22 protein-coding genes, 1 riboswitch and 1 other annotated feature are annotated in these 23775 nt (G+C 36.6%); of the genes, 3 read left to right on the forward strand and 19 right to left on the reverse strand.

The features are described 5' to 3' along the window. Positions 1 to 13: 13 nt before the first annotated feature. The 4 genes from coaBC to ACFP65_RS11580 form a co-directional block, all read right to left on the reverse strand. Entirely contained in the window at positions 14 to 1207 is a 1194-nt protein-coding gene (gene coaBC, locus ACFP65_RS11565; protein ID WP_379918745.1) for a bifunctional phosphopantothenoylcysteine decarboxylase/phosphopantothenate--cysteine ligase CoaBC, read from the reverse strand. Between the two features lie 200 nt (positions 1208 to 1407). Beyond that, positions 1408 to 1620, reverse strand: a complete 213-nt coding sequence (gene rpoZ, locus ACFP65_RS11570) for a DNA-directed RNA polymerase subunit omega (RefSeq protein ID WP_379918747.1) — start codon at positions 1618 to 1620, stop codon at positions 1408 to 1410. Position 1621: 1 nt separating this feature from the next. Beyond that, a complete protein-coding gene (gene gmk / locus ACFP65_RS11575) occupies positions 1622 to 2239 on the reverse strand; it encodes a guanylate kinase (RefSeq protein ID WP_225744229.1) in 618 nt (205 codons plus the stop codon). A 97-nt stretch (positions 2240 to 2336) separates the two neighbouring features. Next, positions 2337 to 3689 (reverse strand): patatin-like phospholipase family protein, encoded by a 1353-nt coding sequence (locus ACFP65_RS11580; protein WP_379918749.1) that lies wholly within the window; start codon positions 3687 to 3689, stop codon positions 2337 to 2339. Positions 3690 to 3894: 205 nt separating this feature from the next. Between ACFP65_RS11580 and ACFP65_RS11585 the strand changes: the two genes are divergently transcribed. Continuing rightward, positions 3895 to 5199 (forward strand): ISL3 family transposase, encoded by a 1305-nt coding sequence (locus ACFP65_RS11585; protein ID WP_379918751.1) that lies wholly within the window; start codon positions 3895 to 3897, stop codon positions 5197 to 5199. A 103-nt stretch (positions 5200 to 5302) separates the two neighbouring features. On the opposite strand, the gene ACFP65_RS11590 is transcribed toward ACFP65_RS11585, so the two are convergent. The 9 genes from ACFP65_RS11590 to ACFP65_RS11630 form a co-directional block, all read right to left on the reverse strand. Continuing rightward, complete coding sequence (locus ACFP65_RS11590) at positions 5303 to 5932, reverse strand: V-type ATP synthase subunit D (protein ID WP_379918753.1); 630 nt, start codon at positions 5930 to 5932, stop codon at positions 5303 to 5305. 5 nt (positions 5933 to 5937) lie between these two features. Then, on the reverse strand, positions 5938 to 7314 hold the full coding sequence (locus ACFP65_RS11595) for a V-type ATP synthase subunit B (RefSeq protein WP_225744232.1): 1377 nt from the start codon (positions 7312 to 7314) through the stop codon (positions 5938 to 5940). Further along, complete coding sequence (locus ACFP65_RS11600; protein WP_379918755.1) at positions 7307 to 9091, reverse strand: V-type ATP synthase subunit A; 1785 nt, start codon at positions 9089 to 9091, stop codon at positions 7307 to 7309. Before ACFP65_RS11600 ends, ACFP65_RS11595 begins: the two co-directional genes overlap by 8 nt. Positions 9092 to 9103: 12 nt before the next feature. Then, positions 9104 to 9415: a V-type ATP synthase subunit F gene (locus ACFP65_RS11605; protein WP_225744234.1), complete on the reverse strand. Its 312-nt coding sequence runs from the start codon at positions 9413 to 9415 to the stop codon at positions 9104 to 9106. Beyond that, entirely contained in the window at positions 9408 to 10409 is a 1002-nt protein-coding gene (locus ACFP65_RS11610; RefSeq protein WP_379918757.1) for a V-type ATP synthase subunit C, read from the reverse strand. The genes ACFP65_RS11605 and ACFP65_RS11610 overlap by 8 nt, the downstream gene beginning before the upstream one ends. Positions 10410 to 10422: 13 nt before the next feature. Beyond that, entirely contained in the window at positions 10423 to 11004 is a 582-nt protein-coding gene (locus tag ACFP65_RS11615; protein WP_379918759.1) for a V-type ATP synthase subunit E family protein, read from the reverse strand. Positions 11005 to 11096: 92 nt separating this feature from the next. Continuing rightward, the gene (locus tag ACFP65_RS11620; protein WP_327756493.1) at positions 11097 to 11570 is read right to left on the reverse strand and encodes a V-type ATP synthase subunit K; all 474 of its coding nucleotides are present in this window, start codon (positions 11568 to 11570) and stop codon (positions 11097 to 11099) included. A gap of 20 nt (positions 11571 to 11590) precedes the next feature. Next, positions 11591 to 13549, reverse strand: coding sequence for a V-type ATP synthase subunit I (locus tag ACFP65_RS11625; protein WP_379918761.1), 1959 nt, complete (start codon positions 13547 to 13549; stop codon positions 11591 to 11593). After that, positions 13536 to 13862 (reverse strand): hypothetical protein, encoded by a 327-nt coding sequence (locus ACFP65_RS11630; RefSeq protein ID WP_379918763.1) that lies wholly within the window; start codon positions 13860 to 13862, stop codon positions 13536 to 13538. The genes ACFP65_RS11625 and ACFP65_RS11630 overlap by 14 nt, the downstream gene beginning before the upstream one ends. A 40-nt stretch (positions 13863 to 13902) precedes the next feature. Continuing rightward, positions 13903 to 13949 (reverse strand) — a sequence feature (sodium ion sensor (DUF1646 type); this cis-regulatory element may regulate processes involved in with the transportation of sodium ions). Between the two features lie 470 nt (positions 13950 to 14419). On the opposite strand from ACFP65_RS11630, the gene ACFP65_RS11635 reads away from it, so the two are divergent. Beyond that, positions 14420 to 14734: a hypothetical protein gene (locus ACFP65_RS11635; RefSeq protein WP_379918765.1), complete on the forward strand. Its 315-nt coding sequence runs from the start codon at positions 14420 to 14422 to the stop codon at positions 14732 to 14734. Between the two features lie 141 nt (positions 14735 to 14875). On the opposite strand, the gene cls is transcribed toward ACFP65_RS11635, so the two are convergent. From cls to ACFP65_RS11650, 3 genes are all read right to left on the reverse strand, one after another. Continuing rightward, positions 14876 to 16318: a cardiolipin synthase gene (gene cls, locus ACFP65_RS11640; RefSeq protein WP_379918767.1), complete on the reverse strand. Its 1443-nt coding sequence runs from the start codon at positions 16316 to 16318 to the stop codon at positions 14876 to 14878. A 240-nt stretch (positions 16319 to 16558) separates the two neighbouring features. Continuing rightward, on the reverse strand, positions 16559 to 17128 hold the full coding sequence (gene thiT / locus ACFP65_RS11645) for an energy-coupled thiamine transporter ThiT (RefSeq protein ID WP_379918769.1): 570 nt from the start codon (positions 17126 to 17128) through the stop codon (positions 16559 to 16561). 87 nt (positions 17129 to 17215) lie between these two features. Next, positions 17216 to 17322: riboswitch (TPP riboswitch) on the reverse strand. A gap of 16 nt (positions 17323 to 17338) precedes the next feature. After that, a complete protein-coding gene (locus tag ACFP65_RS11650; RefSeq protein ID WP_379918771.1) occupies positions 17339 to 19018 on the reverse strand; it encodes a ribonuclease J in 1680 nt (559 codons plus the stop codon). A 219-nt stretch (positions 19019 to 19237) separates the two neighbouring features. Here ACFP65_RS11650 and ACFP65_RS11655 point away from each other — a divergent pair, with 219 nt between their 5' ends. After that, positions 19238 to 20224 (forward strand): biotin--[acetyl-CoA-carboxylase] ligase, encoded by a 987-nt coding sequence (locus tag ACFP65_RS11655; RefSeq protein ID WP_379918773.1) that lies wholly within the window; start codon positions 19238 to 19240, stop codon positions 20222 to 20224. A gap of 83 nt (positions 20225 to 20307) precedes the next feature. Here the strand turns inward: ACFP65_RS11655 and pnp are convergent, their stop codons facing one another. The 3 genes from pnp to pyrE all read right to left on the reverse strand — a co-directional run bounded on the left by pnp (position 20308) and on the right by pyrE (position 23775). Then, positions 20308 to 22431, reverse strand: coding sequence for a polyribonucleotide nucleotidyltransferase (pnp, locus tag ACFP65_RS11660; RefSeq protein WP_379918775.1), 2124 nt, complete (start codon positions 22429 to 22431; stop codon positions 20308 to 20310). Between the two features lie 281 nt (positions 22432 to 22712). Beyond that, positions 22713 to 22982, reverse strand: a complete 270-nt coding sequence (gene rpsO, locus ACFP65_RS11665) for a 30S ribosomal protein S15 (protein ID WP_327756502.1) — start codon at positions 22980 to 22982, stop codon at positions 22713 to 22715. A 166-nt stretch (positions 22983 to 23148) separates the two neighbouring features. Continuing rightward, on the reverse strand, positions 23149 to 23775 hold the full coding sequence (pyrE, locus tag ACFP65_RS11670) for an orotate phosphoribosyltransferase (protein ID WP_379918777.1): 627 nt from the start codon (positions 23773 to 23775) through the stop codon (positions 23149 to 23151).

The following is a 23775-nucleotide window of genomic DNA, read 5'->3' on the forward strand; positions in this document are numbered from 1 at the left end:
TTTGGTCTTCCTTTCATTCTAAACGTTCGATCAGTATTTCAATGATACTTTGAGCAATTTCTGCTTTCTTGGATAATTTGATTGTTACAGGCTGATTAATGTCTGAATATATTGTGACTTCATTATGATTGGAATTGAAGCCTCTGTCTTTTTTACCAACATCGTTTGCTACGATTAAATCCGCATTTTTTTCAGTCAACTTTTTCAAAGCATAGGTTTCAATGTTTTCTGTTTCTGCGGCAAACCCAATTAGAAATTGTTTTGTTTTCTTTTTACCCATTTCTTTTAAGATATCTGGATTTTTTTTCAATTCAATCGTTAACTGATTTTGTTTTTTCATTTTATGTTCTTCAACTTTTAAAGGCGCATAGTCTGAAACAGCAGCCGCCATAATCAGCACGTCTATTTCTTGAAACGCTTGATTAACGGCTTCATACATCTGTGCAGCAGAATCAATTTGAATTCGGTTAATCTGTTTACGTGATGGTAAATCACTCACCGTTATCAAAGTCACTTCTGCACCTGCACTCCATGCGGCTTCCGCAAGCGCATGTCCCATTTTTCCTGACGAATCATTTGAGATAAAACGAACCGGATCGATTCTTTCCTTCGTTCCTCCCGCAGTAACCACTACTTTTTTCCCTTTTAATGGCAAGTTTTCTCTGAATTCCATCAAAAAACCTTCTAAAGCTTCAATAATGGCCTCTGTTTCTGGGAATCTTCCTTTACCACTATAGCCTTCTGCGAGAAATCCTGTTTCAGGCTCCATGACATAATGATGCCGATTTCTCAGTGTTTCGATATTCTTTTGCGTCGCTGGATGCTCTAGCATATGCTCATTCATTGCTGGAACTAAAAAGATTGGCGATACTGTTGCCAACAATGCTGAAGTCACGAAATTATCAGCCATTCCATTTGCCAGTTTTGCAATTGTATTTGCTGTAGCAGGGGCAACGATAGAAACATCTGCCCAGTCTGCTAAATGTATATGCTGTACGTAGTGCGGATCTTCTTCTGAAAAGGTATCTATATGAACGGCATGCTTGCTTAGCACTTGAAACGTCAATGGCGATACAAATTCTGTAGCCGAAGGGGTCATGGCAACTTGGACATCAGCGCCCATTTTAATGAATTCCCTCATCAAGCTGATAGACTTGTAAACAGCAATTCCTCCCGTTACATAAAAGGCTACTTTTAAATCTTTCATGATCTACACATCCTCACTTATCTAATAAGATTATTTTACCAAGAAATAGCACGAATGTCTTCAAGACCTCCATTTACTTTCGACAATAGATTTAAACTGGCTAGTCATAAAAAAACCTCTGCCAGTGCTTATTGCAGATAAGAAGGTTCCTTTTCTACAATAACACAATACCCGCAGAGGTTTTGTTCATTTATACTCGTTTAGTGTTGGATACTTTCAGGATCTAAAACGATATCTCCAGATTCAATTTCTTCAAGAGCTCTACCTACATTTTTAATAGACTGATAGTCATCTAACAAGTCTACATTGTTACTATGTTGCATTTCTTTTGCTCTTTTAGAAGCAAGAATAACTAACGAATATTTTGAATCGATTTTGTCTAATAATTTATCTTGTGAAGGATATAATAACATATTATTCCATCTCCTCTATAATTTCTGCAAACTCTTTTAAATTGCGTGTAACCTTAAGATGTTCACTTTCAATGATATTTCGAATTTTTCTAGCTGCATTGTTAACTGTATCATTTTCTACCACATAATCATAGTATTGAATCAGTTTTAATTCTTCCACCGCTTTTGTCATACGTTTTTGGATCATCTCATGACTATCCGTTCCACGATTGACAATACGCGAGTTCAGCTCTTCAAGATCCGGTGGGGATAAGAACACAAAAATACCTTCCGGCATTTTTTCTCTAACTTTTAATGCTCCTTGTACTTCAATCTCTAGAAAAACATCTCTGCCTTCATCTAGTGTTTTATTGACATATTCTAAAGGTGTCCCATAATAATTACCAACGTATTCTGCATATTCAAGTAATCCATCTTCTTGAATCAATTGTTCAAATTGTTCTTTCGTACGAAAATAGTAGTCTACCGCTTCTACTTCGCCTGTTCTTTGCTTTCTAGTAGTCATTGAAACAGAGTATACAAAATCATTATTATAATTATCAAAAATGGCTTTTCTAACTGTTCCCTTGCCTACTCCTGACGGCCCAGATAGAACAATCAATAATCCTCGATCAGTCATTACTACTTCCTTCCCAAAACATTTCTCTCGTTTGAACCCTTATCCTCAATTTTACCACATAATAGAAATCTTTTGGGAATTATTTTAGTTATTTTACTTAATGGTCGAATTTCTCTTCGAGATAAAGTATATAAAGTGCCAGCATAAAAGGAAATGGTTTAATAGTAACGATTAATTTGGATAAAATATTTGAAAGATCGTTTGTAGAATTTTTGAATGTATTATAGATAAACAAAGTCATTTGACGATCAGATACAAAAGGAACATTTTCTTTAATCTTTTCTGCCCATTCTGTTCCACTTAAATGAAATTCGGGTGCAAGCTCACTAAAAGAACCCTCGTTATTAAGAGACTGTACTCTATTTAATATTTCTCTTTGAAAATCTTCAGCGTCATACGCTTCTTCAGGCAATAATCTAAAACATTTTCCAGCCAGTTCCATCATCGCTAACGGAAGTGTTTTGTAAGTAACTTCTTTGTTCCACTTATTTGAGATTTCTCCAACCATATTGATCTGGTATTCCTCATCCTCAAGAAAATCTTCTAAGCCATCAAAATCGTTTCCCTGAATGATTTTATTGAGAGAGTGATAGAAAGCACAATAGTCTTTCTCGATACTGCCTGTTTCAAAAGTATACCAGAATCCTTTGTATCGATCAGAAAGCTTCATTGTTTCTAAATAACCCAATTTAATATTCAATGAGGTTCTTTTTTTATTAAACAAGAGCAAATCACCCAATGACCACTGTGTTCGAATCCATTTAGTTGGAACACTATCTACTCGGTGGTCAACGCTAAAAAGACCGGGACCTTGTAAATCTACCACAATCATTTTATCTGGCTTTCTATCTATAACCATCTCATAGGGTATATTGTTTTTATAGCCTCCATCCATGTATGGCGTACCATCAATAATGGTTTTTTCCATTGCTGGATATAATGAAGCACTAGCTAACAAGTAATCTTTTAAACGATTTTCAGGTATATCTTTTAAGTAAAAGAATTCTATTTCCCCAGTATCATCATTTGTAACTGATAGTCCAAAATCAATGGAAGACTTGCGTATAGCTGATTCATCAGTAATATATTCACTAATAAGTTCTTTTAAAGGCGCTGAACTCAATCCTTTGGAGCCAATAGCTTTAATGAAGAAACTACCTAATGTTCTTTGATAATCATTGAAACTATCAATACTTAATGGAAACTCATAGTCTAGAATTGACGAACCTTCGATATCTTTCCACATAGTTTCAGCCTCTTCGACATTGCCTTGAAGCATTAAAGCGCCGTTTAAAGCGCCTACTGATGTTCCTGTTATAATATCTGGAATAAAATTTAATTCTTTTAACGCTTTCCAAACACCTATCTCGAAAGAACCTCTTGCCCCCCCGCCGCCTAGAACAAGTGCACTTTTTTCATTTTCTTTTAAATCGAAAAAATCTTCAATCAACTTTGGTGCCTCCTAATCAGTCAGATCATTCTTATTCATAGTACAATCTGATAAGATTTTTGACAACTTTAATCACTTCAAATAAAGGTTCTATAATATTTAGTGTTGGTGAGAATTCGCCAACACTATTTTTATGTAAAATGAAACAAGCGAGATTCTCTGATAGACTGTAGTTACCACACCAAATCTATAGGAGGAATCTCGCTTGCTTGAATCTTATGATATCAAAAAATTACTTCATATCCAAGATGAATCGATCACATTGACTCAGATTGATCGTCAAACTCTTAAAGGTGTTTTAACCAATATTGTCAGGGGGACGATCACTTATACACCCAACTATTGCCCTAAGTGCGGTGTTAAGAACGTTGATTACACGATTATTAAGCATGGAACCAAGCTAACTAAACTTGTTTGGAATAAAGTAGCTGGGTATCCGACGCGCCTTTATTTAAAGAAACAACGTTTCTTTTGTAAGTCCTGTATGCAAACCTTTTCCGCTCATTCCTCAGAAGTCGAAGAACATTGCTTTATTTCTAAGAAAGTAAAGCAACACATTGGCTTTCAATCTAGAGAAGATCTTTCGATGAAGTATATAGCAGAAGAACATACAGTGTCACCTTCTACCGTTAAGCGAGTCATTTGCACGCTTGCCCAAGCCTATTACTCTGACTTTCAATCTTTACCGTCTTGTTTGCTTTTCGATGAATTCAAGTCAGTCAAAAATGTGAAAGGTTCAATGAGCTTCATTTACGCCGATGGCGATACACATGAGGTCATTGATGTCCTTCCTGATAGAAGAAAAACTTATCTCAAACTTCACTTTCAAAAGTATTCGCTAAAAGTGAGAGAGCAGGTAAAACTTGTCGTGATTGATATGAACGCAGCTTATGAGTTCTTTATAAGAGAGCTTTTTCCAAATGCACAAATAATTATTGACCGTTTTCACATCATTCAGTTGATCAATCGTTCTTTAAATAGAATCAGGGTCAAAGTGATGAAACAATACAATCGGTCTAGTTACCCATCTAAAGGAATCTACAATAAATTTAAAAATCATTGGCGCCTTCTATTAAAAGAGGAACGAACACTGTCGAGTACAGATTATAAGTACTATACTTGTTTTGGACAAACCACCCAACAACACGTCGTTGATACACTACTCAGCTTTAGTAGCGAACTAGGAGAAAGTTATCGTTTATATCAAGATCTTTTGCATGCTTTAAAAACAAAAAACTACAGCCAATTTCAAAACACATTAAAACAGACTACTTTTGACTATCACAATACAATGAGAATCAGTCAGCGAACATTACATTATCACTTAAAAGAAGGTCATATAGAAACAGCGTTTCTATATCGCTATTCCAATGGTCCGCTAGAAGGCTCTAATAACAAGGTGAAAAATATAAAACGTACAGCTTATGGCTTTATCAGCTTCAATTCTTTTAGAAATCGTTTAGTTCTCTCACTAAAAATGAAACCCAAAAAAAGAAGATCTATCGAATAAATCGATAAATCTTCTTAAGGGTAACTAACGTTACCAACACTATTTGACACAGAGCCCAAATAAAAAAGCACCGATACCAAGTATCGATGCTTTTTCATATCCCTTAACCCATGTCTTTTACTTTCATCAAACGCGTGATAGAAGCACGTTCTGCTTCATCAAGTTTCATTTGAATAAAGTAAATAGTTTCTTCAAGTTGTGGAATCGTCATGAATTCAAGTGCATTTACACGACGTCTAGTTTTTTCGATTTCATCAGCCATCAATTGACAAGTTTTCTCAATTTCAGCTAATTCTAGCATGTCTGGCATAACTTCAACCAGATATTCAAAGGTCAAATCTAATTCACCATTAGAATTCAGATAGCCATAACTTAAGTCTTTTGGATCCCCGGCATTGTCATCATATTGAAAATGCATTTGAGGAACTCGAACACTCATGATATTTTTCTGATCAATGTTTAAATTAACACTTTGAGTCGGCACTGCCATAAGCTCTTCAATGAAGTTTTCATGAACAAGTGACTTAGCCATCGCAAAAGATTGCATAGCTTTAGATAGTTTTTCTTCCACTTCGATACGCAATTCATTGTTTTGACGAATCAACGTAATGAAACGTCTCATCAGTTCATCTTGCTTATCTTTGAGGAGTTTATGTCCTCTAGAAGCTAACGAAAGACGATCTTTAAGGTTTGATAGTTCCATTCGAGTGGGGTTGACATTTAATCTAGCCATTTACCTCACTCTCCTTTTGGTAAATATTTATCCAGCATATCATCCTTGATACGTTTCAGTTCACCACGTGGTAAGACTTTCAGTAAGTCCCATCCTAAATCAAGTGTTTCTTGAATCGAACGGTTTGCATAGTTACCTTGATTTACGTATTCTTTCTCGAATTTGTTCGTAAATTCAACATAACTACGGTCACTCTTAGACAAAGCCGCTTCCCCAAGTACTGCAGATAATTCTTTTGCTTCTTTACCTTGTGCATAAGCGGAGAAAATCTGGTTCATTGTAGCTGAGTGGTCTTCACGCGTTTTACCTTCACCTGTACCTTTGTCTTTCAAACGAGAAAGAGACGGCAGTACATCGATTGGTGGCTGATACCCTTGGTTGAATAGGTCACGAGACAAAATGATTTGTCCTTCTGTGATGTAACCTGTTAAATCGGGAATCGGGTGCGTGATATCTTCTTCAGGCATTGTCAGGATTGGGATTTGAGTAACAGATCCTTTAGATCCTTCCAAACGTCCAGCACGCTCATATAATGTTGCCAAGTTGGTATACAAGTAACCAGGATATCCACGACGACCAGGAACTTCACGTCTAGCGGCAGAGATTTCACGAAGTGCTTCCGCATAGTTTGTCATATCAGTCATGATAACTAAAACGTGCATATCTTTCTCAAAAGCTAAATATTCAGCAGCTGTTAGTGCCATACGAGGTGTTGCAATACGTTCGATTGCAGGATCATCTGCCAAGTTGACAAATAATACTGAACGATCGATTGCGCCGGTTTTCTTGAAATCTTCCATGAAGAATTCTGCTTCTTCAAACGTAATACCAATTGCAGCAAATACAACGGCAAATTTGTCATCAGAATTTGTAACACTTGCTTGTCTAGCGATTTGAGCCGCAAGCTCTTTGTGTGGTAAACCAGATGCAGAAAACACAGGTAGTTTTTGTCCACGAACCAAAGTATTCAAATGATCGATCGTTGAGATACCAGTTTGAATAAATTCATCTGGATAGTTACGTGCAATCGGGTTGATTGCAATACCATTGATGTCTAAACTTTTTTCAGGGATAAGGTCTGGTCCACCATCATTTACGCGACCCATTCCATCAAACGTACGACCTATCATGTCTTCAGATACGTCTAGTGATAGAGGTCTACCTAAAAAACGTACTTTAGTATCTTTCAAGTTAATACCAGTTGACCCTTCAAATAATTGAACAACAGCATTTTCACCGTTAATTTCAAGTACTTGTCCACGTCTTCTAGTACCGTCTTGAAGTTCAATATCAACAAGTTCATCATATTTAACACCTTCAACACCGGTAACGGTCATTAAGGGTCCGACTATTTCGGAAACTGTTTTATACTCTTTAAGCATCTGACTCTACACCACCTTTTTCAATAACCTTTTGAATCGTTTCTTCTGTTTGTTTACGAATATCAGCGAAACGAGAAAGTTCTTCTTCAGGGATAAATTTAGAACGTCCGATTCTTTCACGGATTTCTTCAGTACCCTCATTGATTTCATCATAATAAGCACCTAAGTCCATTGCACGAAGAGCTTTATCTTGGAAATCAAGAATCGTTTCGATCATTTCAAATTGTTTCTCACGAGAAGTATACGTATCAACATCATCAAACGCATTTTGTTGTAGGAAATCTTCACGAATCATTCGAGCAACAACTAATTTCAGTCTGTCTTTTTCAGATAAAGACTCAACCCCAACTAAACGAACGATTTCTTGAAGTTCTGACTCATCTTGTAGTAAAGATTTCACTCGTGTAACTTTACTGTTCCAGTCAACACTTAGTTTATTACCAACATATTCATTCATTTCATTTGAATATAATGAATATGAGCTTAACCAGTTGATAGATGGGAAGTGACGTCTTTGTGCAAGTGACGAATCAAGACCCCAGTAAACTTTAGCTACACGCAAAGTATTTTGTGTAACCGGCTCTGAAGTATCTCCACCTGGAGGTGAAACAGCTCCGATTGCTGTGATTGATCCTTCACGTCCTGTAGAACCTAAAGAAACAACTTTACCAGCTCTTTCATAGTATTCAGCTAGACGACTACCTAGATATGCTGGATATCCTTCATCCCCTGGCATCTCTTCTAGACGACCAGACATTTCACGAAGTGCTTCTGCCCAACGAGATGTTGAATCGGCCATGATAGCTACTGAGTAACCCATATCACGGAAGTACTCAGCGATTGTGATACCTGTATAGATAGAAGCTTCACGTGCCGCAACGGGCATGTTAGAAGTGTTTGCAATCAATACTGTTCTCTCCATGATTGATTTTCCAGTATTAGGATCAATCAATTCAGGGAACTCGTTGATAACGTCCGTCATTTCATTACCACGTTCTCCACAACCAACATAAACAACTAAATCTACATCTGCCCATTTAGCAATTTGGTGTTGTACAACTGTTTTTCCAGCACCAAATGGTCCAGGAACTGCAGCTGCTCCACCTTTTGCAACAGGGAATAATGTATCAATAACACGCTGTCCAGTAATTAATGGTTCAACTGGGTTTAATTTACGTTGAATTGGACGGCCGCGTCTAACTGGCCATTTTTGAATCATTGTGAATTCTTTCTCGCCATTTTCAGTTTCAATAACATATAGTGGATCTGTAAGTTTATACGTTCCACTAGCTATTGATTTAACTGTTCCACTGACACCGTTTGGTACCATGATTCTGTGTTCTAATACACTAGTCTCTTGAACAGTACCTAATATGTCTCCAGTGACAACTTCAGTTCCTACTTCAACTGTAGCTGTGAATTCCCATTCTTTATCTCTATTCAGTGGCTTGATTTCCATACCACGTTCCAAGAAGTTACTTTGTGTTTTATCCATAAATTCATCTAATGGTCGTTGAATCCCATCAAACATTTGTGCAATCATTCCCGGTGCAAGCTCAACTGACAATGGTTCTCCAGTTGTTTCAACTTTTTCACCAGGTCCAACCATTGAAGTTTCTTCATATACCTGAATAGATGCGATATCTCCTCGCATCTCAATGATTTCACCAATCAATCCTAAATTACCTACTCGGCAAATATCTTGTATATTAGCTGATTCCATATCTTTAGCCGTAACTAAAGGTCCGGAAACACTAACGATTGTTCCGTTACTCAAATTCGTACCCTCCTATAAAATATTTTGACCCACAGCTTTTTCGACGTTTTCTTGGACACGTTTCTTCCCAATGCCGCGTGAACCAGCATGATTCGGGATCAAAATGATGGCAGGTGTTAACTTAGCATCATATCTTCTTATCGTATCTGGGATCAGTTCTGCCAATTGCTCAGTTAAATAAATAACCCCGTATTTCTGGTCTGCGAGTTTGTCAATCGTACGTCTTGTCTCTTTTGCTTCTGAAGCAAAATATACATCGAATCCAAGCATTTTGAATGCTAATACAGATTCTCTGTCTCCAACAACACCAATTTTACTAGGCATAATTCAATCGCATCCTTTCTCTAATTCCATCGGCAGAAACGCCGTTTTCCTTACCAGAGAGAATGAGACGTAGATTTTTGACTTCAGTTTCTTTTGCGTAAATAAAAGCTGCAATCGGCAAAGGACCGAAAGACTTCAATTTAGCATCTTGCATCATTTTCATATAGGCATTATCAATTTCAAAATCCAATTTCACTGGTGAAATTTCGTTTGTATCAGAATCAACAGATGCTTCAATAATTGATTTATACTTAGTATCTTTCAAAATATTCGCAGCTGTACTCATATCTTTGTTTGCAATATCCACAAGATCAGCTTTTGGAATAGAGCCAGAGCTAGACAAAATCGTAACCAAGAAGTTACGTGTTCTGTTCTGTTTCATTGCTCGAGTCAGTGTAGATAAATTCTGAAAATCGATAAAAGTCTCAACCATTTCTGGTATACCTTGCTCACCAGTTTCGTCAGCAAGAATACGCATATGACTGAAGAATCGACGATCTAAAATAATGTCTATTGACTGAGTATTGTGGTACTCATCGTAGTCCGTTTGTACTTCGTTTATACTATCCAAGTAAGGTTGAGGAAGAACGTCTGAAGTTCCTGTTCTAACAGCTTGTCTCAATTCAGAGATATCGTAACGTCCGATTGGGATAAACAGGTGATCCAAATCTTGTTCTGTAAACTCCTCTTTGAATAACACTTTTAGATTATGGTATGCATAACGTAAGCCGAAAACTTCTACTAGAGCTTTATTTGGTGAGATTTTAAATAGCTCATCAAACGTCTGGTGTAACTCATTCATTAGCATGGTGTCATAATCTTTATCCTCTTTTATGCGATCAACATCATTTCTATATGGGGTTTCACGTAGTACATTTACAGCATCTTCAAATGAGTCCGCTGCCAGCATACGGTCATAATGTCCCCGATTAAGGAGGTTATTTTCATACACACGAATGAGTACATTACTTGAACCATAAGCGGTATCTTTCAAGTTTTTCTCCTCCTTAAACAAATAATTCTTTAGTTATGATGGGTACAATTTCTGATCTAGCATCTTCAATCAATGCATCGAATAAGAAATTGTATTCAATACCTTCTATCTGAACTAGCAATCCAGCTTCATTTTGAACCGTTTCGTTTGAAAGAGTCGCTTCAATTGACGAGCCAGTTGCACTTTCCAACCATGCTTGGTCGATTAAACCAGCTGTTTTAGAACCTAGTACAATGGTTACTTTACTTTCTGATTGGAATTGAGAAATAACATCTTTTGTAAACTGTTTGAAAGCTGCTTCGTTAATTTGATCTAACTCAACTTTAGCATCTTCCAAAACACGCGAGAGGATTGCCTGTTTAGCAGATAAGACATCATTTCTTTTTTGAATTTCAAGCGTATTGTTACGAATTGTATAGTTTTGTTGTGCATTTTCGTCAATTGTTTGCTTGCGTGCAGTTTTATCTTGCTCTGCTTTAGCGCGAGCCGCCTGAACTTCATCCTCAGCGTTTTTGCGTGCTTCTTCAACACGTTGACGAATGGCTACTTTTTCTTTTTCAATAACTTTTTCTGTCAATAATTTTAAATCCGCCATACTGAACCTCCTTAGTATTTCTTCTTTCAGTAAAGAGTAAAGATTACGTTCAATACGATCTTTACTCTATTGAAGAAGTGATTTTATTTTTATTATAAGATGATCATTACTAAGGAAATAACGAATCCTAAGATTGCATAAGTCTCAACCATTGCTGAGTAGATGATACCTTTAGTAGTGTGTTCTGGTTTTTGAGCTAAGATTTGCATAGCTGCTGCAGAAACGCGACCTTGGTTACCACCTGAAGAAAGACATGTGAATGCTACTGGTAATCCAGCCATAAACAGGTACCAACCTTCTGATACTGCTAATTCAGGAGTGATTTGTAGGAAAATCAAGAATCCGATAACGAAACCGTAAAGACCTTGTGTTGCTGGTAGCATTTGTAGTACTAATGCACGACCAAATGATTCTGGTTGTTCTTTTGTTAACGCTGCTGCAGCTTCACCGGCAGTTGCTACCCCGCGTGAAGATCCGATACCTGAAAAGATAACAGCCATAGCTATTCCTAATCCAGCAAAAATTTGACCCATGTTGTCCCCTAAAAGTGTTTGTAAAAATTCCATTATATTATTCCTCCATTAATTTAATTAGTTTCTTTTTTTAACCAAATATGTTTTTCAAGTGTTTTAAGAGGGGTTAATGGCTTACCGCCACCCTCGAAGAATTTACCGAAAAATTCCACGTATTGTAGTCTTGACGAATGGACATATGCACTCAAGAATGATAATGCAATATTCATTCCTTGAAGAGCGATGATTAATACTACCCCGATTGTGAATCTGAACAGTGGCGGTAAGAATCCGATAATCAAGTTAAATGCCATTGCGATATTCGCACTTGCTACACCCAATGCCATTAAACGAGTATAACTGACGACGTCTCCGACATAACCAGTAACACCGTACAAATTATATAAACCTAATCCAAATCCCATTCCTTTGTTCTTACTAGAGATGGTTGAAACGACAATAATCCCAGCAACATTAATCAATGTCAAACCAAGACCGACTTGAGAAACGAGTGGTATATTGAAGACCATTGAGCCTAAAACATAAACAACAAGTCCCAGTAGCATCATTGCCCAAGCGTAACCATCCACATAACTAGAAGCTCTTTGTCCTTGACGGTTTTTTATAATACCGTTCATAACTAATCCAAAGATCAATTGAATTACACCCAGAGCGACAGATAGAATCATGACTTCAATGACGTTATCTTGTAGTGAAAGCACATGAAACGGTAACGATACTCCAAAGAAACTTCCGAAAAATAGTCCAAATGCCATAGTCGGATACGATAGTATATGAAGAAACTTCATAAATCTTCTCGTAGAGCCTTCCACACTGAAGAATTTCAATGCGACAAAAGTAACAAGTCCAAGTAAAATTCCGTATCCCAGATCTGCTCCGATCATACCAAAGAAAATCATGAAGAATGGGAACATAAGTGGTGTAGGATCGACTTCATTGTATTTTGGCAAGCTGAACATCTCAGTAATCAATTCGAATGGTTTGATTAAATTGCTATTTTTCAAGACGATTGGAACCTGGTTAAATTCTTCCATTTTCACGTCGTCTGTCATAACGACAATACTATCTTCCCCAATTTCAGAATGAAGAGTGTTTTTCAATAAATCAACTTTCTCTTCTTCAATCCATCCACTAGCAATAAATAAGTGTTCACTATTTAAAACTAAGTCTTTAGCTAAATCTCTTTGCCCGAGGTTGTAGTAATATTCTTCTGCTAATTCAAGATCTTTAACAAGTGATTTCCACTCTTTCATTTCTTTTTTAGCAGCCGACTCTTCTTCACGTAATTCTTTTTGAGCATTTAAATTAGCATACAATGCATCTTCTGGTAACAGGTCATACGTGTATTTTAATTCTCTGAAACTCAATTCTATAATGAGCTTATTGAAAGCTGCTTCACTATCCTTTGGAACAATGATCATATAAGCAGATTCATCTTGTCTACTATAGATCTCTTCAAAGTATACAGTAGCTAGCTCATCTAATCCTTGAGTTAATAAAGGTGCATGTTCATTATCAACTGTTCCGATGTGAACATTCAACAACTTAAGTCCTTTAACTTCTTGAGGAAGGAAATTAAGTCCTCGCCATTTTCTTAAAAACGATTCTTCTTCTTGGAGAGCTTTTTTCTGCTCTTCAATCTGATTCAATTTTTGTTCTCTTGAATTCACTTTGTCGATCAAAGCATCCACGTCTACGTTTGAAACATGGCTCTCCAATTCTTCTAAAGTGAAAACATCACGCTTAGTCTTTAATTTTTCAATTGTTCCAGGTTGAGGAACATACTTGTTAACGTAAGTGATCGCGTGTTCAATATCTTGAATCTTTGTTTGGAAATCCGCAGTTTCTTTATAAGAATCTGTGACTTCAAACTGATCAAGAATTTCTTCTTCTAAAACATCCGATAGTGAAATGACTTCGATACTCTGCATTTCTTGAATAGAACGCAACAATGTTTCTTTGTTCTGTTGCTCGGCCATCAAAGTCAGTTTTTTCATTTTAGCGATTGCCATATCGACGCACTACCTCCTCTGCTATTCGATTGGCTAGAGCATTTTTGTTCTCTTGATAAGCCTGTTCGAACCGCTCTGCTTCTCTACTAGCGGATTCATCCATTTCAGCTTTGTCTTTCTCTAATTTACTACTGTAAATTTGCTCTTGCTCAGACTTGTATTCTGATAACTCTTTTTCAAGTGCTGTTCGAATAGATTCAACTTCTTGAGCTGTTTCTTTTTCGATCTGTTTGATTTCGTCATCAGCGTCTTTCCGTAATTGAGAAGCGCGTGCTTCAGCGTCTTTTACATAATTAATTGCCTCACGGTTCATATCGTGCCTCCTTCCGCCAAAAAGGGCGCAACTAACAAGCCTCTTCTCACCCCAGAAGAAATTATCCTTGAAAGCTCACGCCCAACCGCATTAATATTTTATTTCGACTACGAGTAATATGATACCATACGTCTCAGGAGATTTCAATTCGATAGGCCTACTATAAATGAAGATTTTTGTTGTAGAATCAAAGATTGTGAGCACTTGCAACTTCATATTCTTTATTTTAAGTTCACTCTAACCAATTTTGGATACTCTAACCTAAGAATCTTAATATCACGTGTTTTCAATAGAGTTTTCATTTTTATAATTTGCGTTTTTAAAGTTTGCTTTCTTTCTTATTACTATATAATATCGAGCGCAAAATAAATGTGCACAATGAACAGAAATTCGTGAAATCATCCTAAGTTAAAAAACATCAACTTTGACCATACTTATTAGTACGATAGTTCTTAAGGTAAGCTTTAGATGCTTAAATTGACTTTTTAATTCTTTATTGACAAACGGAATGCGTGTTCGGTATAATCTATTTAAACAAACGTTCGGGAGATGAGCTCATGGAAAAATTTGCAGTTGAAAAAAATCAAATCTTTCATTACTTTAAAGAAACTTATTTAAATCGTACTCACTTTGCAGTTCACAAACAAATGCCAGCTTTACAACTAAGACATTTCATCAAACAAGCTGTGCGCAAACAAAAACTTATTACTATACAATTGAATCCATCTGCACACCGCTCATCTATATCCGAATGTACGGGAACTGCTTCTTTTTCTCCTTATAGTAGTCAAATTATATTGAATAGCCACAATAGTAATACTGTGCATTTGATAAACAGTGATCAAATCAGACACATTAGACTAGCTAATTAAACTATACAGCTTAAACATTCGTTTTATTTATTGCTAGGTATATCTTTTAAAACTAAAAAAGTCTTCAGAGGGAGAAACCTGTTCCCTTTGAAGACTTTTTAGTTCATTACAAATGAATTTTTTACATGTTTATTATAAAACCTATAGTATTGGTGAAAACAAGCGACTAAATTGCTGTTTGAATAATTCCCATCTAGAATATTGGTTTATAATTTCTCTAGTTAACTCATAGGAAGCTTCCATATCTTTTTCGAAAATTGCTACTTGCTCTCTCGCTAAATGGCGATCATACATAAAAGTATTGACTTCAAAATTCAACTTAAAGCTTCGGATATCAAAGTTGGCGGTACCCACTGATAAGATTTCTCCATCTATTACGATCGTCTTTGCATGAATAAATCCAGCATCGTATATATATACTTTAACGCCTGAACTAATCATTTCTTCAGCATAACTAAGAGTAGCCCGATATATGAAAGGATGATCTGGTTTGTTGGGAATCATTAATTTAACATCAATACCAGATAAACTCGCAATTTTTATCGTTTCCATTAACGCTTCATCTGGTATGAAATAAGGTGTTTGTATATAAACGGACTCCTTGGCCATACTGATCATTTTAAGAAAACCTTTTTTAATTGCATGCATTTCATTATCAGGGCCACTGGAAACAATTTGTAGATCAGTAGTTCCCATAAAAGATGAAACCGGAAAATAACTTTCTTCATAACTGACTGGATGATGTTTAACAGATGCATTCCAGTCCATCAAAAACCTTGTCTGCAAAGGAAGCACACCGTTTCCGTTGATTCTAAGGTGTGTATCTCTCCAGTATCCCATCTTTTCATAAAGACCCAAATAATCATCTCCGACGTTAAAGCCTCCTGTATATCCTACTTTTCCATCAATTACGACTATTTTTCTATGATTTCTGTAATTCAATCTGAAAAATTTAGAACCGAAGAAGGGTTCAGCTTTTCCTCCAAGAGCTTTTAGGTGTTCAAAAAAATGAGCGCCTACGACTCTAGCTCCAATCGGGTCATATAAAACTTTAACTTCAACGCCATGTTCGGCTCTTTCTTCCAATGCTTTTAACAATCTTGTACCAATACCATCTGCTTTGAATATATAATAAGTCACATGAATATGATGTTCTGCTTTACCAATGTCTTCTATTAATTTATCGAATTTTTCTTTACCATCTGTGATAATATCGACTTTATTTCCTTTGGTCAAAATGGCTTCATTACTTTCTAAGAAAAGAGAAACCAGTTCCAATGTGGTATCCATATGCTTCGCTTCCGGAACATCTAAATTTTCAGACTCAATTAACTGTTTTTGCGCTTCAACCAATTGCGTCATACCAATTCTTTTCTGTGACCGAATATCGAAAATATTTTCTTGAGAAATCTTTCGTCCAAGAAATAGGTAAAGAACAAATCCAATCCCTGGTAACATTGTTATGACGAGTAACCATGCCCATATTGCTGCAATATCTCTTTCTCTTTCTCTGAAAACTGTTATAAATGCTAAGATCGAATTGATAAAAATAAATAACCAAAATAATGTTCTAATAATCTCCATTTTATTCCCCTTATAGTCCTTTTGTTGACTCCTCTATGAACACCTGATACTAAGCCTTCTAGAGTTTTTCTTAATCAGTTTACACTATTACGCCTTTACCCGTCTACATATATTACCCCTAGAGTGTTCCTAAAGCGAAGCTTCCTTTAAAAAAATACGGTATTCTGTAACAATTAGTTCGTAAAACAACAAAGCAGCCTCTATTAATAGAGACTGCTTTATGGGAAATATTTTCAAGGATCAGCTTTTTAATTTAGGCACAAACATAGATGAAGCTCTGTCGAATAACAGCACCAATACAATAATCGTAACCGCTATTGTAGCGAGCATGCTCGCTCCATTGAATAGCAGCGAAAACGTTACAGGATCAAGCCCCCACACTGCATAGTCTCCAAAAAAGAATACGCCAGCTACGAAGTGCCAGAACCAACGAGCAGCTGATCCTATGAACGTCGTAATGATCAAATACTTTTTAGCGGTGCCAAGTGAATTTTCTTTTATATTTTTGATAATGGTCTGGCTAAAGTACCCGGCAAAACCAACACAAGTGAAAGCAAATCCATATTCAATAATAAATTGATAGATATTCAGTATATAAGCTGTTCCAGCTACTACATGCAAGATTCCCCACAAAAATCCTGCAAATAAACCAGGCACCATTCCTCTTCTAATCGCAAAAAAGGTCAACGGAATCGTACCTAATGAAATACTAAAAGATGCTCCAATCCCTATTGGTATTAAAGACAAAATCATGGCAATGGCCGCAAACAATGTCCCTTCAATATAAACTCTTAACTTTTCGTTCTGCATACAAAAACTCCTCCTATAGATACTATGTATACTAGAGGAGGAGTATATTCTTATCATCATAGCAAAAAGCAAAAAGATACTTTTAGACACTGATTCTAGGTACTCTCCCTACGCACGTACGAACGTACAGGTTCAAAGGGTCTGGACTAATAGTCCACTCTCAGCCAATTCAATTGGCTCCCCTAGTACAAATAGTTAAGTTATCGCGATTTACTTGAATCGACGATTTTGGTTCACTTCCATTATAACAGGTAAGATGATTGGACGTCTACGTGTTTTTTTGAATAAATGATTTCCAAGTTCTTCTCTGATATCTTGCTTGATAGATCCCCAGTCGAAATCATTATGTTCAAGATTTTTGCGAACTACATCAGTAACGATTTCGTTAGACTCATTAATCAAATCCTGACTTTCTTTAACAAAGACAAATCCTCTTGTTACAATGTGTGGACCAGATACGACTTTGCGTTTTTTTCGGTCGATCGTTACAACCGCTACAAAAATACCATCTTCAGATAATAGTCGTCTATCTCTTAAAACAATATTTCCAATGTCTCCGATACCAATTCCATCAATTAGCGTATTCTCAGCTGGTACTTGACCAGTCTGATTTATTTTGCCATTTTGATAATTCAAAACATCTCCATTACTTAAAATAAAGATATCTGCGTTATCCATACCTGTTTCATTTGCTAAATCAGCGTGAGCTGCAAGCATACGATACTCTCCTTGGATTGGTATGAAATATTTCGGTTGAAGTAAATTGATCATCAATTGAAGGTCGTTAGGCGTAGCATGACCAGAAGCTTTCATATTATCAGAAATATGCTTAACGGTAGCGCCCGCTCTGTAAATCAAGTTCTCTGTTTCAGCAACGGTTACTTCCATTGCAATAGATGGACTTGTAGCAATAAATACAAGATCATTTTCTTTAATATTAACTTGTCCATGATTGCCTGTTGCCATACGACTAAGTGTTTTAATTGGTTCACCAGAAGCGCCTGTTTCAAGTACAATAATTTGGTTATCATCAAACTGATCAATTTTATCCACTGAAACAATCAAATTCTCATCAGGAAGTGTCAATTTGTCTAATTCAATAGCTGTTGCGAGAATTGCTTCAAGATTACGTCCTGTAATGAAAACTTTTCTTCCAGATGCTTGTGCCGCGTTCAGCACTTGTTGAATACGTAAAATGTTACTTGCTACTGCGGCAACAATAATTCTACTATTTGAGTCTTGGAAAATATCCAACACTTCTTCTTGAACTTTTTTCTCAGAAACATTTTCTATCATGCTTTCTGCTTCGTTTGAATCACTCAATAACGCAAGTACACCTTCTTTACCGATCTCAGAAATCTGAGAAAAATCCGTACGGTATCCTTCACTTGCACTTTGATCAAACTTAAAGTTTCCAGTGTAGACAATGTTTCCATCATCAGTCTTAACAGAAATCCCCATAGAGTCAGGTATTGTATGCGTTGTTCTGAAAAACTTCACTAGGTTTCCATGGAAATCAATTTCTGTGTGTTCATCGATTACATGATAATCATCAAAATTAGCCCCAAGACTAGATTCATTAACAAATAATTTTGCCAATGCAATGGTTAGTTCTGATCCAAATACAGGTACATTGAAAGACTCAAGGAAATATGGCAGTGCGCCTATAGCATCCTCATGTCCGTGTGATAAAAATACACCTGCAATACGGTCTTTGTTTTCTAGTAAATAACTGAAGTCAGGAATAACTGCATCAATACCATACAAGTCGTCTTCTGGATACATTAATCCACAATCCAAGACAAAAATGTCCTCTCCTGATTCAATAACATATAAATTTTTTCCGTTTTCTCTTACTCCTCCAAAAGGAATAATCTTAATATTACTCAAATTTTTCACCTCTAAAAGTTGATTTAACGTATAGTTCAACTTAGTTATTATAGTCTATTTCACCTATTTTTCTTACGTCCGTTCACTCTACACTGATTTTAGTATAGCATAGAAATTCCTTATTTCCTACTAATCTTCAACTTGGGAACGAGTCGACTTTCTCTTTTAGTATCTGTATACTTTACTACTATAAACTTGAAGGAAATGGAGATCGAAATTATGGTTCCTCAAACTTTAAAAGCTCATCATTTGGATTACTTAAATAGTCAGACCACTCATTCTGTTTCAATAGTAGAAGTTAGTGCGGCTTGTGCGTGTTCTGAAGAAATGACAAAAAATGTATTAAAAGAAATTGCGGAAGATAAGATGCCCATCCACTTTGACGATCAAACGGTCACGCTCTTGAATCCTATTTTATCTAAAGTGTCTATTGTAAACCAGCTGAAAACTGAAAGAATTGGTCACCATATAACACTTCTTCAGTCAGTGGATTCTACAAATGATTATATCAAAGAGCATTTAAGCTCATTAAATCATGGTTCCTTAGTTCTTGCGCATGAACAGACAGTGGGAAAAGGACGGTTAGGACGACAATGGTCTTCACCTGCTGGAAAAACTCTATCCATGAGTCTACTACTCAAACCATCAAATCAAAAACTACGTTACTCTATTTTGACACAAATGGCCGCTGCTGCGCTTGTCCGATCTTTAGCAGCAAATAGTGACGCTCAAATCAAGTGGCCCAATGATGTCTTGGTCAATAAAAAGAAAATCTCAGGTATTTTAACTGAAGCAGAGTACTCAGGAAGCCAACTTGAAGGCATCATCATTGGTATAGGTGTCAATACCAATCTGGATAAAGAAGATATTCCTGAACCCTTAAAAGAAAAAGCCAGTTCGCTTAAAATAGAAGCCGACACAGTTGATCCAAACAAGATTGTTTCTAGATTTTTAGAGTTTTTTGAAACCTACTATGAGTCCTGGCTCTCTGATCAGGACACGAAGCCTTTTTTAGATGTCTGCAGAAAACATTCCGCTTTGATTGGTCATCGCTATTGGATTGAAGATACAGTTAGTAGAAGAAAAGCTTCTATCGACTCTTTGGATGATGATGGGGCTCTAGTCGTAACTTATTTAGATACTTCTGAAACGACGCCACTCATTTCTACTCATTACTCTATTCGAGGAGACGATGGATATATCTAAATCTAGAATACAATAAAGCACCCTCTTATCCATCAACTGATTCCAGTTAGATTTCAAAAGGGTGCTTTTTTTAATGGCTTAAATTATTCTGTTTCAGTTTCATTTTCTTTCGCTTCAAGAACAGCTTTTCTAGAAAGGTTTACTCTTCCCATTTTATCAACTTCTGTTACTTTAACTTCAAGAACATCCCCAACTGAAATCACATCTTCAACATTCTTGATGTATTTATCAGAAAGTTCGGATACATGGACTAAGCCATCTTTTCCTTTGATAATTTCTACAAAAGCACCGAATTTTTCAATTCTCTTAACGGTTCCTTTATAAATTTTTCCAACTTCTACTTCTTCAGTCAATTGCTCGATGATTTCGATTGCACGTTGAATTGCACTAGCATCTTGACCGTAGATAGAGACTGTTCCTTCTTCATCGATATCGATTTTAACATTTGTTTCAGCGATGATACCATTAATCGTATCTCCACCTTTACCGATAACCACCTTGATTTGTTCTGGCTTGATTTTGATGGACTCGATTTTTGGTGCATAGGCACTCAACTCAGTGCGTGGAGCTTCAATAGCCGCTTCAAGATTATCAAGAATTTCAAGACGAGCTTTTCTAGCAGAAGTCAACGCTTCTTCCAAGATCTCTCTAGTAATTCCTTCAATTTTAATATCCATTTGTAAGGCTGTGATACCTTCTCTTGTTCCAGCAACTTTAAAGTCCATATCACCAAGGTGATCTTCTAGACCTTGGATATCAGTCAGTACAGTATAATCGTCACCTTCCATAACTAATCCCATTGCGATACCGCCAACTGGTGCTTTGATCGGTACTCCAGCGTCCATCAAAGCTAATGTCCCTGCACAGATACTCGCTTGAGAAGAAGAACCATTTGATTCAAGTACTTCTGCTACTAAACGGATCATGTATGGAAATTCTTCCTCACTCGGGATCACTTGTGCTAAAGCTCTTTCTCCTAATGCTCCGTGTCCAATTTCGCGACGACCTGGTCCTCTTACTGGTCCAGTACTTCCTACAGAAAATTGCGGGAAGTTATAGTGATGGATGAATCTCTTGCTGCTTTCACTTCCAAGACCATCAATAATCTGATGCTCATTAAGTGGTGCAAGTGTGGCAACAGATAATGCTTGCGTCTGTCCACGAGTAAACAGTCCAGAACCATGAACACGAGGAAGAATAGAAACTTCTGATTCAAGTGCACGAATCTCATCGACTTTACGTCCATCGGGTCTAACATTTTCTTGAGTAATCAAACGACGTACTTCATCTTTTTCCATATCAGAAGCAATTGTTTTAACATCTTTCATCATGCTGTCTTTTTCTTCATGATCAGCTAATTTTTCTTGATAAGCTTCAATAATTTCTTGCTTAACGGCTTCTGTTTTTTCAGCTCTTTCTTGCTTATCGAACGTTTGAATGGCTTCTTTCATTTGATCGTTATAAGCCGAAGTGATTTCTTGTTTAAGGTCTTGATTTGGAACAGAAAGGATAACTTCCATTTTTTCTTGTCCAAGTTCCGCTACAATTTTTTCTTGGAATGCTACAAGTTCTTTGATTGCATCATGTCCGAAAAGCAAAGCTTCTAACATATCTTCTTCTGATACTTGTTCTGCTCCACTCTCAACCATGTTGATTGCTTCCTTAGTCCCCGCAACAGTTAGGTGAATATCAGATTGTTCTGTTTGCTCTTCCGTTGGATTGATGATGAGTTCTCCGTTCACTCTACCAACGTTTACACCCGCAATTGGTCCATTAAACGGAATGTTTGAAATACTTAATGCTAGTGAAGAACCAAGCATAGCTGTCATTTCTGGAGAATTGTTGGGATCAACAGACATAACTGTGTTGGTGATTTGAACTTCGTTACGAAACCCTTCAGCAAACATTGGACGCAGTGGTCTATCAATTAGACGAGCAGTTAAGGTTGCATTTTCAGAAGGACGTCCTTCTCTTTTGATAAATCCTCCAGGAATTTTACCAACTGAATACATTTTTTCTTCGTAACTAACCATTAACGGAAAAAAGTCACGGTCACTAGCTTGATTGCTTGCTACAGCAGCAGTTAATACGACAGTATCTTCATATCTAAGTAATGCAGCACCATTGGCTTGTTTGGCTAATTGACCGATTTCTACTGTTAAGGTTCTTCCACCGATTTCGGTTGAAAATATTTTTTTATCTGACATTATATTCTCCTTTTGATCTTTATTGACAGGAAGTTCGTTCTACTAAACAAATGTCATTTTTCCTATTAAAAAAATCACATTTGCATAGTAGAGAATCAAATCTTCCCGATTTTTCCAAATTTTGACTATAAAGAAAGCGAGATTCAAAAGAATCCCGCTTTTTTTATAAACCAAATCCAGCTTATAAATCCGGATTCGCTATTAAGATGATGGCAGGCGTATATATCTTTACCCGCATATCCATCTAACTTTTATAACTAAGCGGTTTATATAGCCTTTTATTAACGACGTAGTCCTAAACGTTGGATCAATTCGCGGTAACGTGTGATATCTTTGTTACGTAAATAAGCTAACAAGTTACGACGGTGACCGATTTTTTTCATTAGTCCACGCATAGAGTGGAAATCTTTTTTATGTCTTTGAGCATGCTCATTCAATTCGTTGATATCAGCAGTCAATACAGCGATTTGCACTTCTGGAGAACCAGTATCTCCTTCGTGACGAGCATATTCTGTCATGATTTGTGTTTTAAGTTCTTTTGTTATAGCCATTTCACTACACCTCTTCCTCTTTTTTTGAATCCAGTTACTGAGATAACGTTGGTGTTACGCCTATCCAAGTAATGGTCTATGTTCTAAAGTCTGAATCAAACGAAAAGTCTTTTCAGTACTATAGCACTTTATAAATCTTACAGCACTTCATACTAAAAATCAAGTATCACTGCCAACTTTTAGGATCCTTTTTCCATTCCATCAAACTCGTTCTATCACTATCTTTAATTCTACCTGATTCTAGGGCTACCTGTATCATTTCAGAGTATGTGGTGATTGTTTTCAAGGCAACTTCTAGCTCATCGAATGCATACGTACTAATCTCTAATTCATAGGTAAAGATTGCTGCTACACCCAATACTTCCGCACCTTCTCTTCTTGCTTCTTGGACAGCATTGATGACACTGCTACCAGTAGAAATCAAATCTTCGATGATAACCATTTTAGCGTCAGGTTCGAAGGTTCCTTCAATTTGTTTTCCTTTTCCATGCTTTTTAGCAGAGCTTCTAATATAAACCATTGGCAGATTTAATTTCTGTGCGATCCAAGCAGCATGTGGGATCCCCGCTGTAGCCGTTCCTGCTATCACTTCTACTTCTGGGTAATATTGATTGATAATCGAAACAAATGCCTCAACAATTGTATTTCTGATTTCTGGATAACTCATAGTGATTCTGTTATCACAGTAAATTGGACTCTTCATTCCGCTTGTCCAAGTAAATGGATCATTAGGTTGTATTGAGACTGCTCCGATTTCAAGCAAATCTTTTGATACTTTCGATGAGTAGCTCAT

The sequence above is a fragment of the Marinilactibacillus sp. GCM10026970 genome (genome assembly GCF_042660675.1).
In the GTDB taxonomy this organism is placed as follows: domain Bacteria; phylum Bacillota; class Bacilli; order Lactobacillales; family Carnobacteriaceae_A; genus Marinilactibacillus.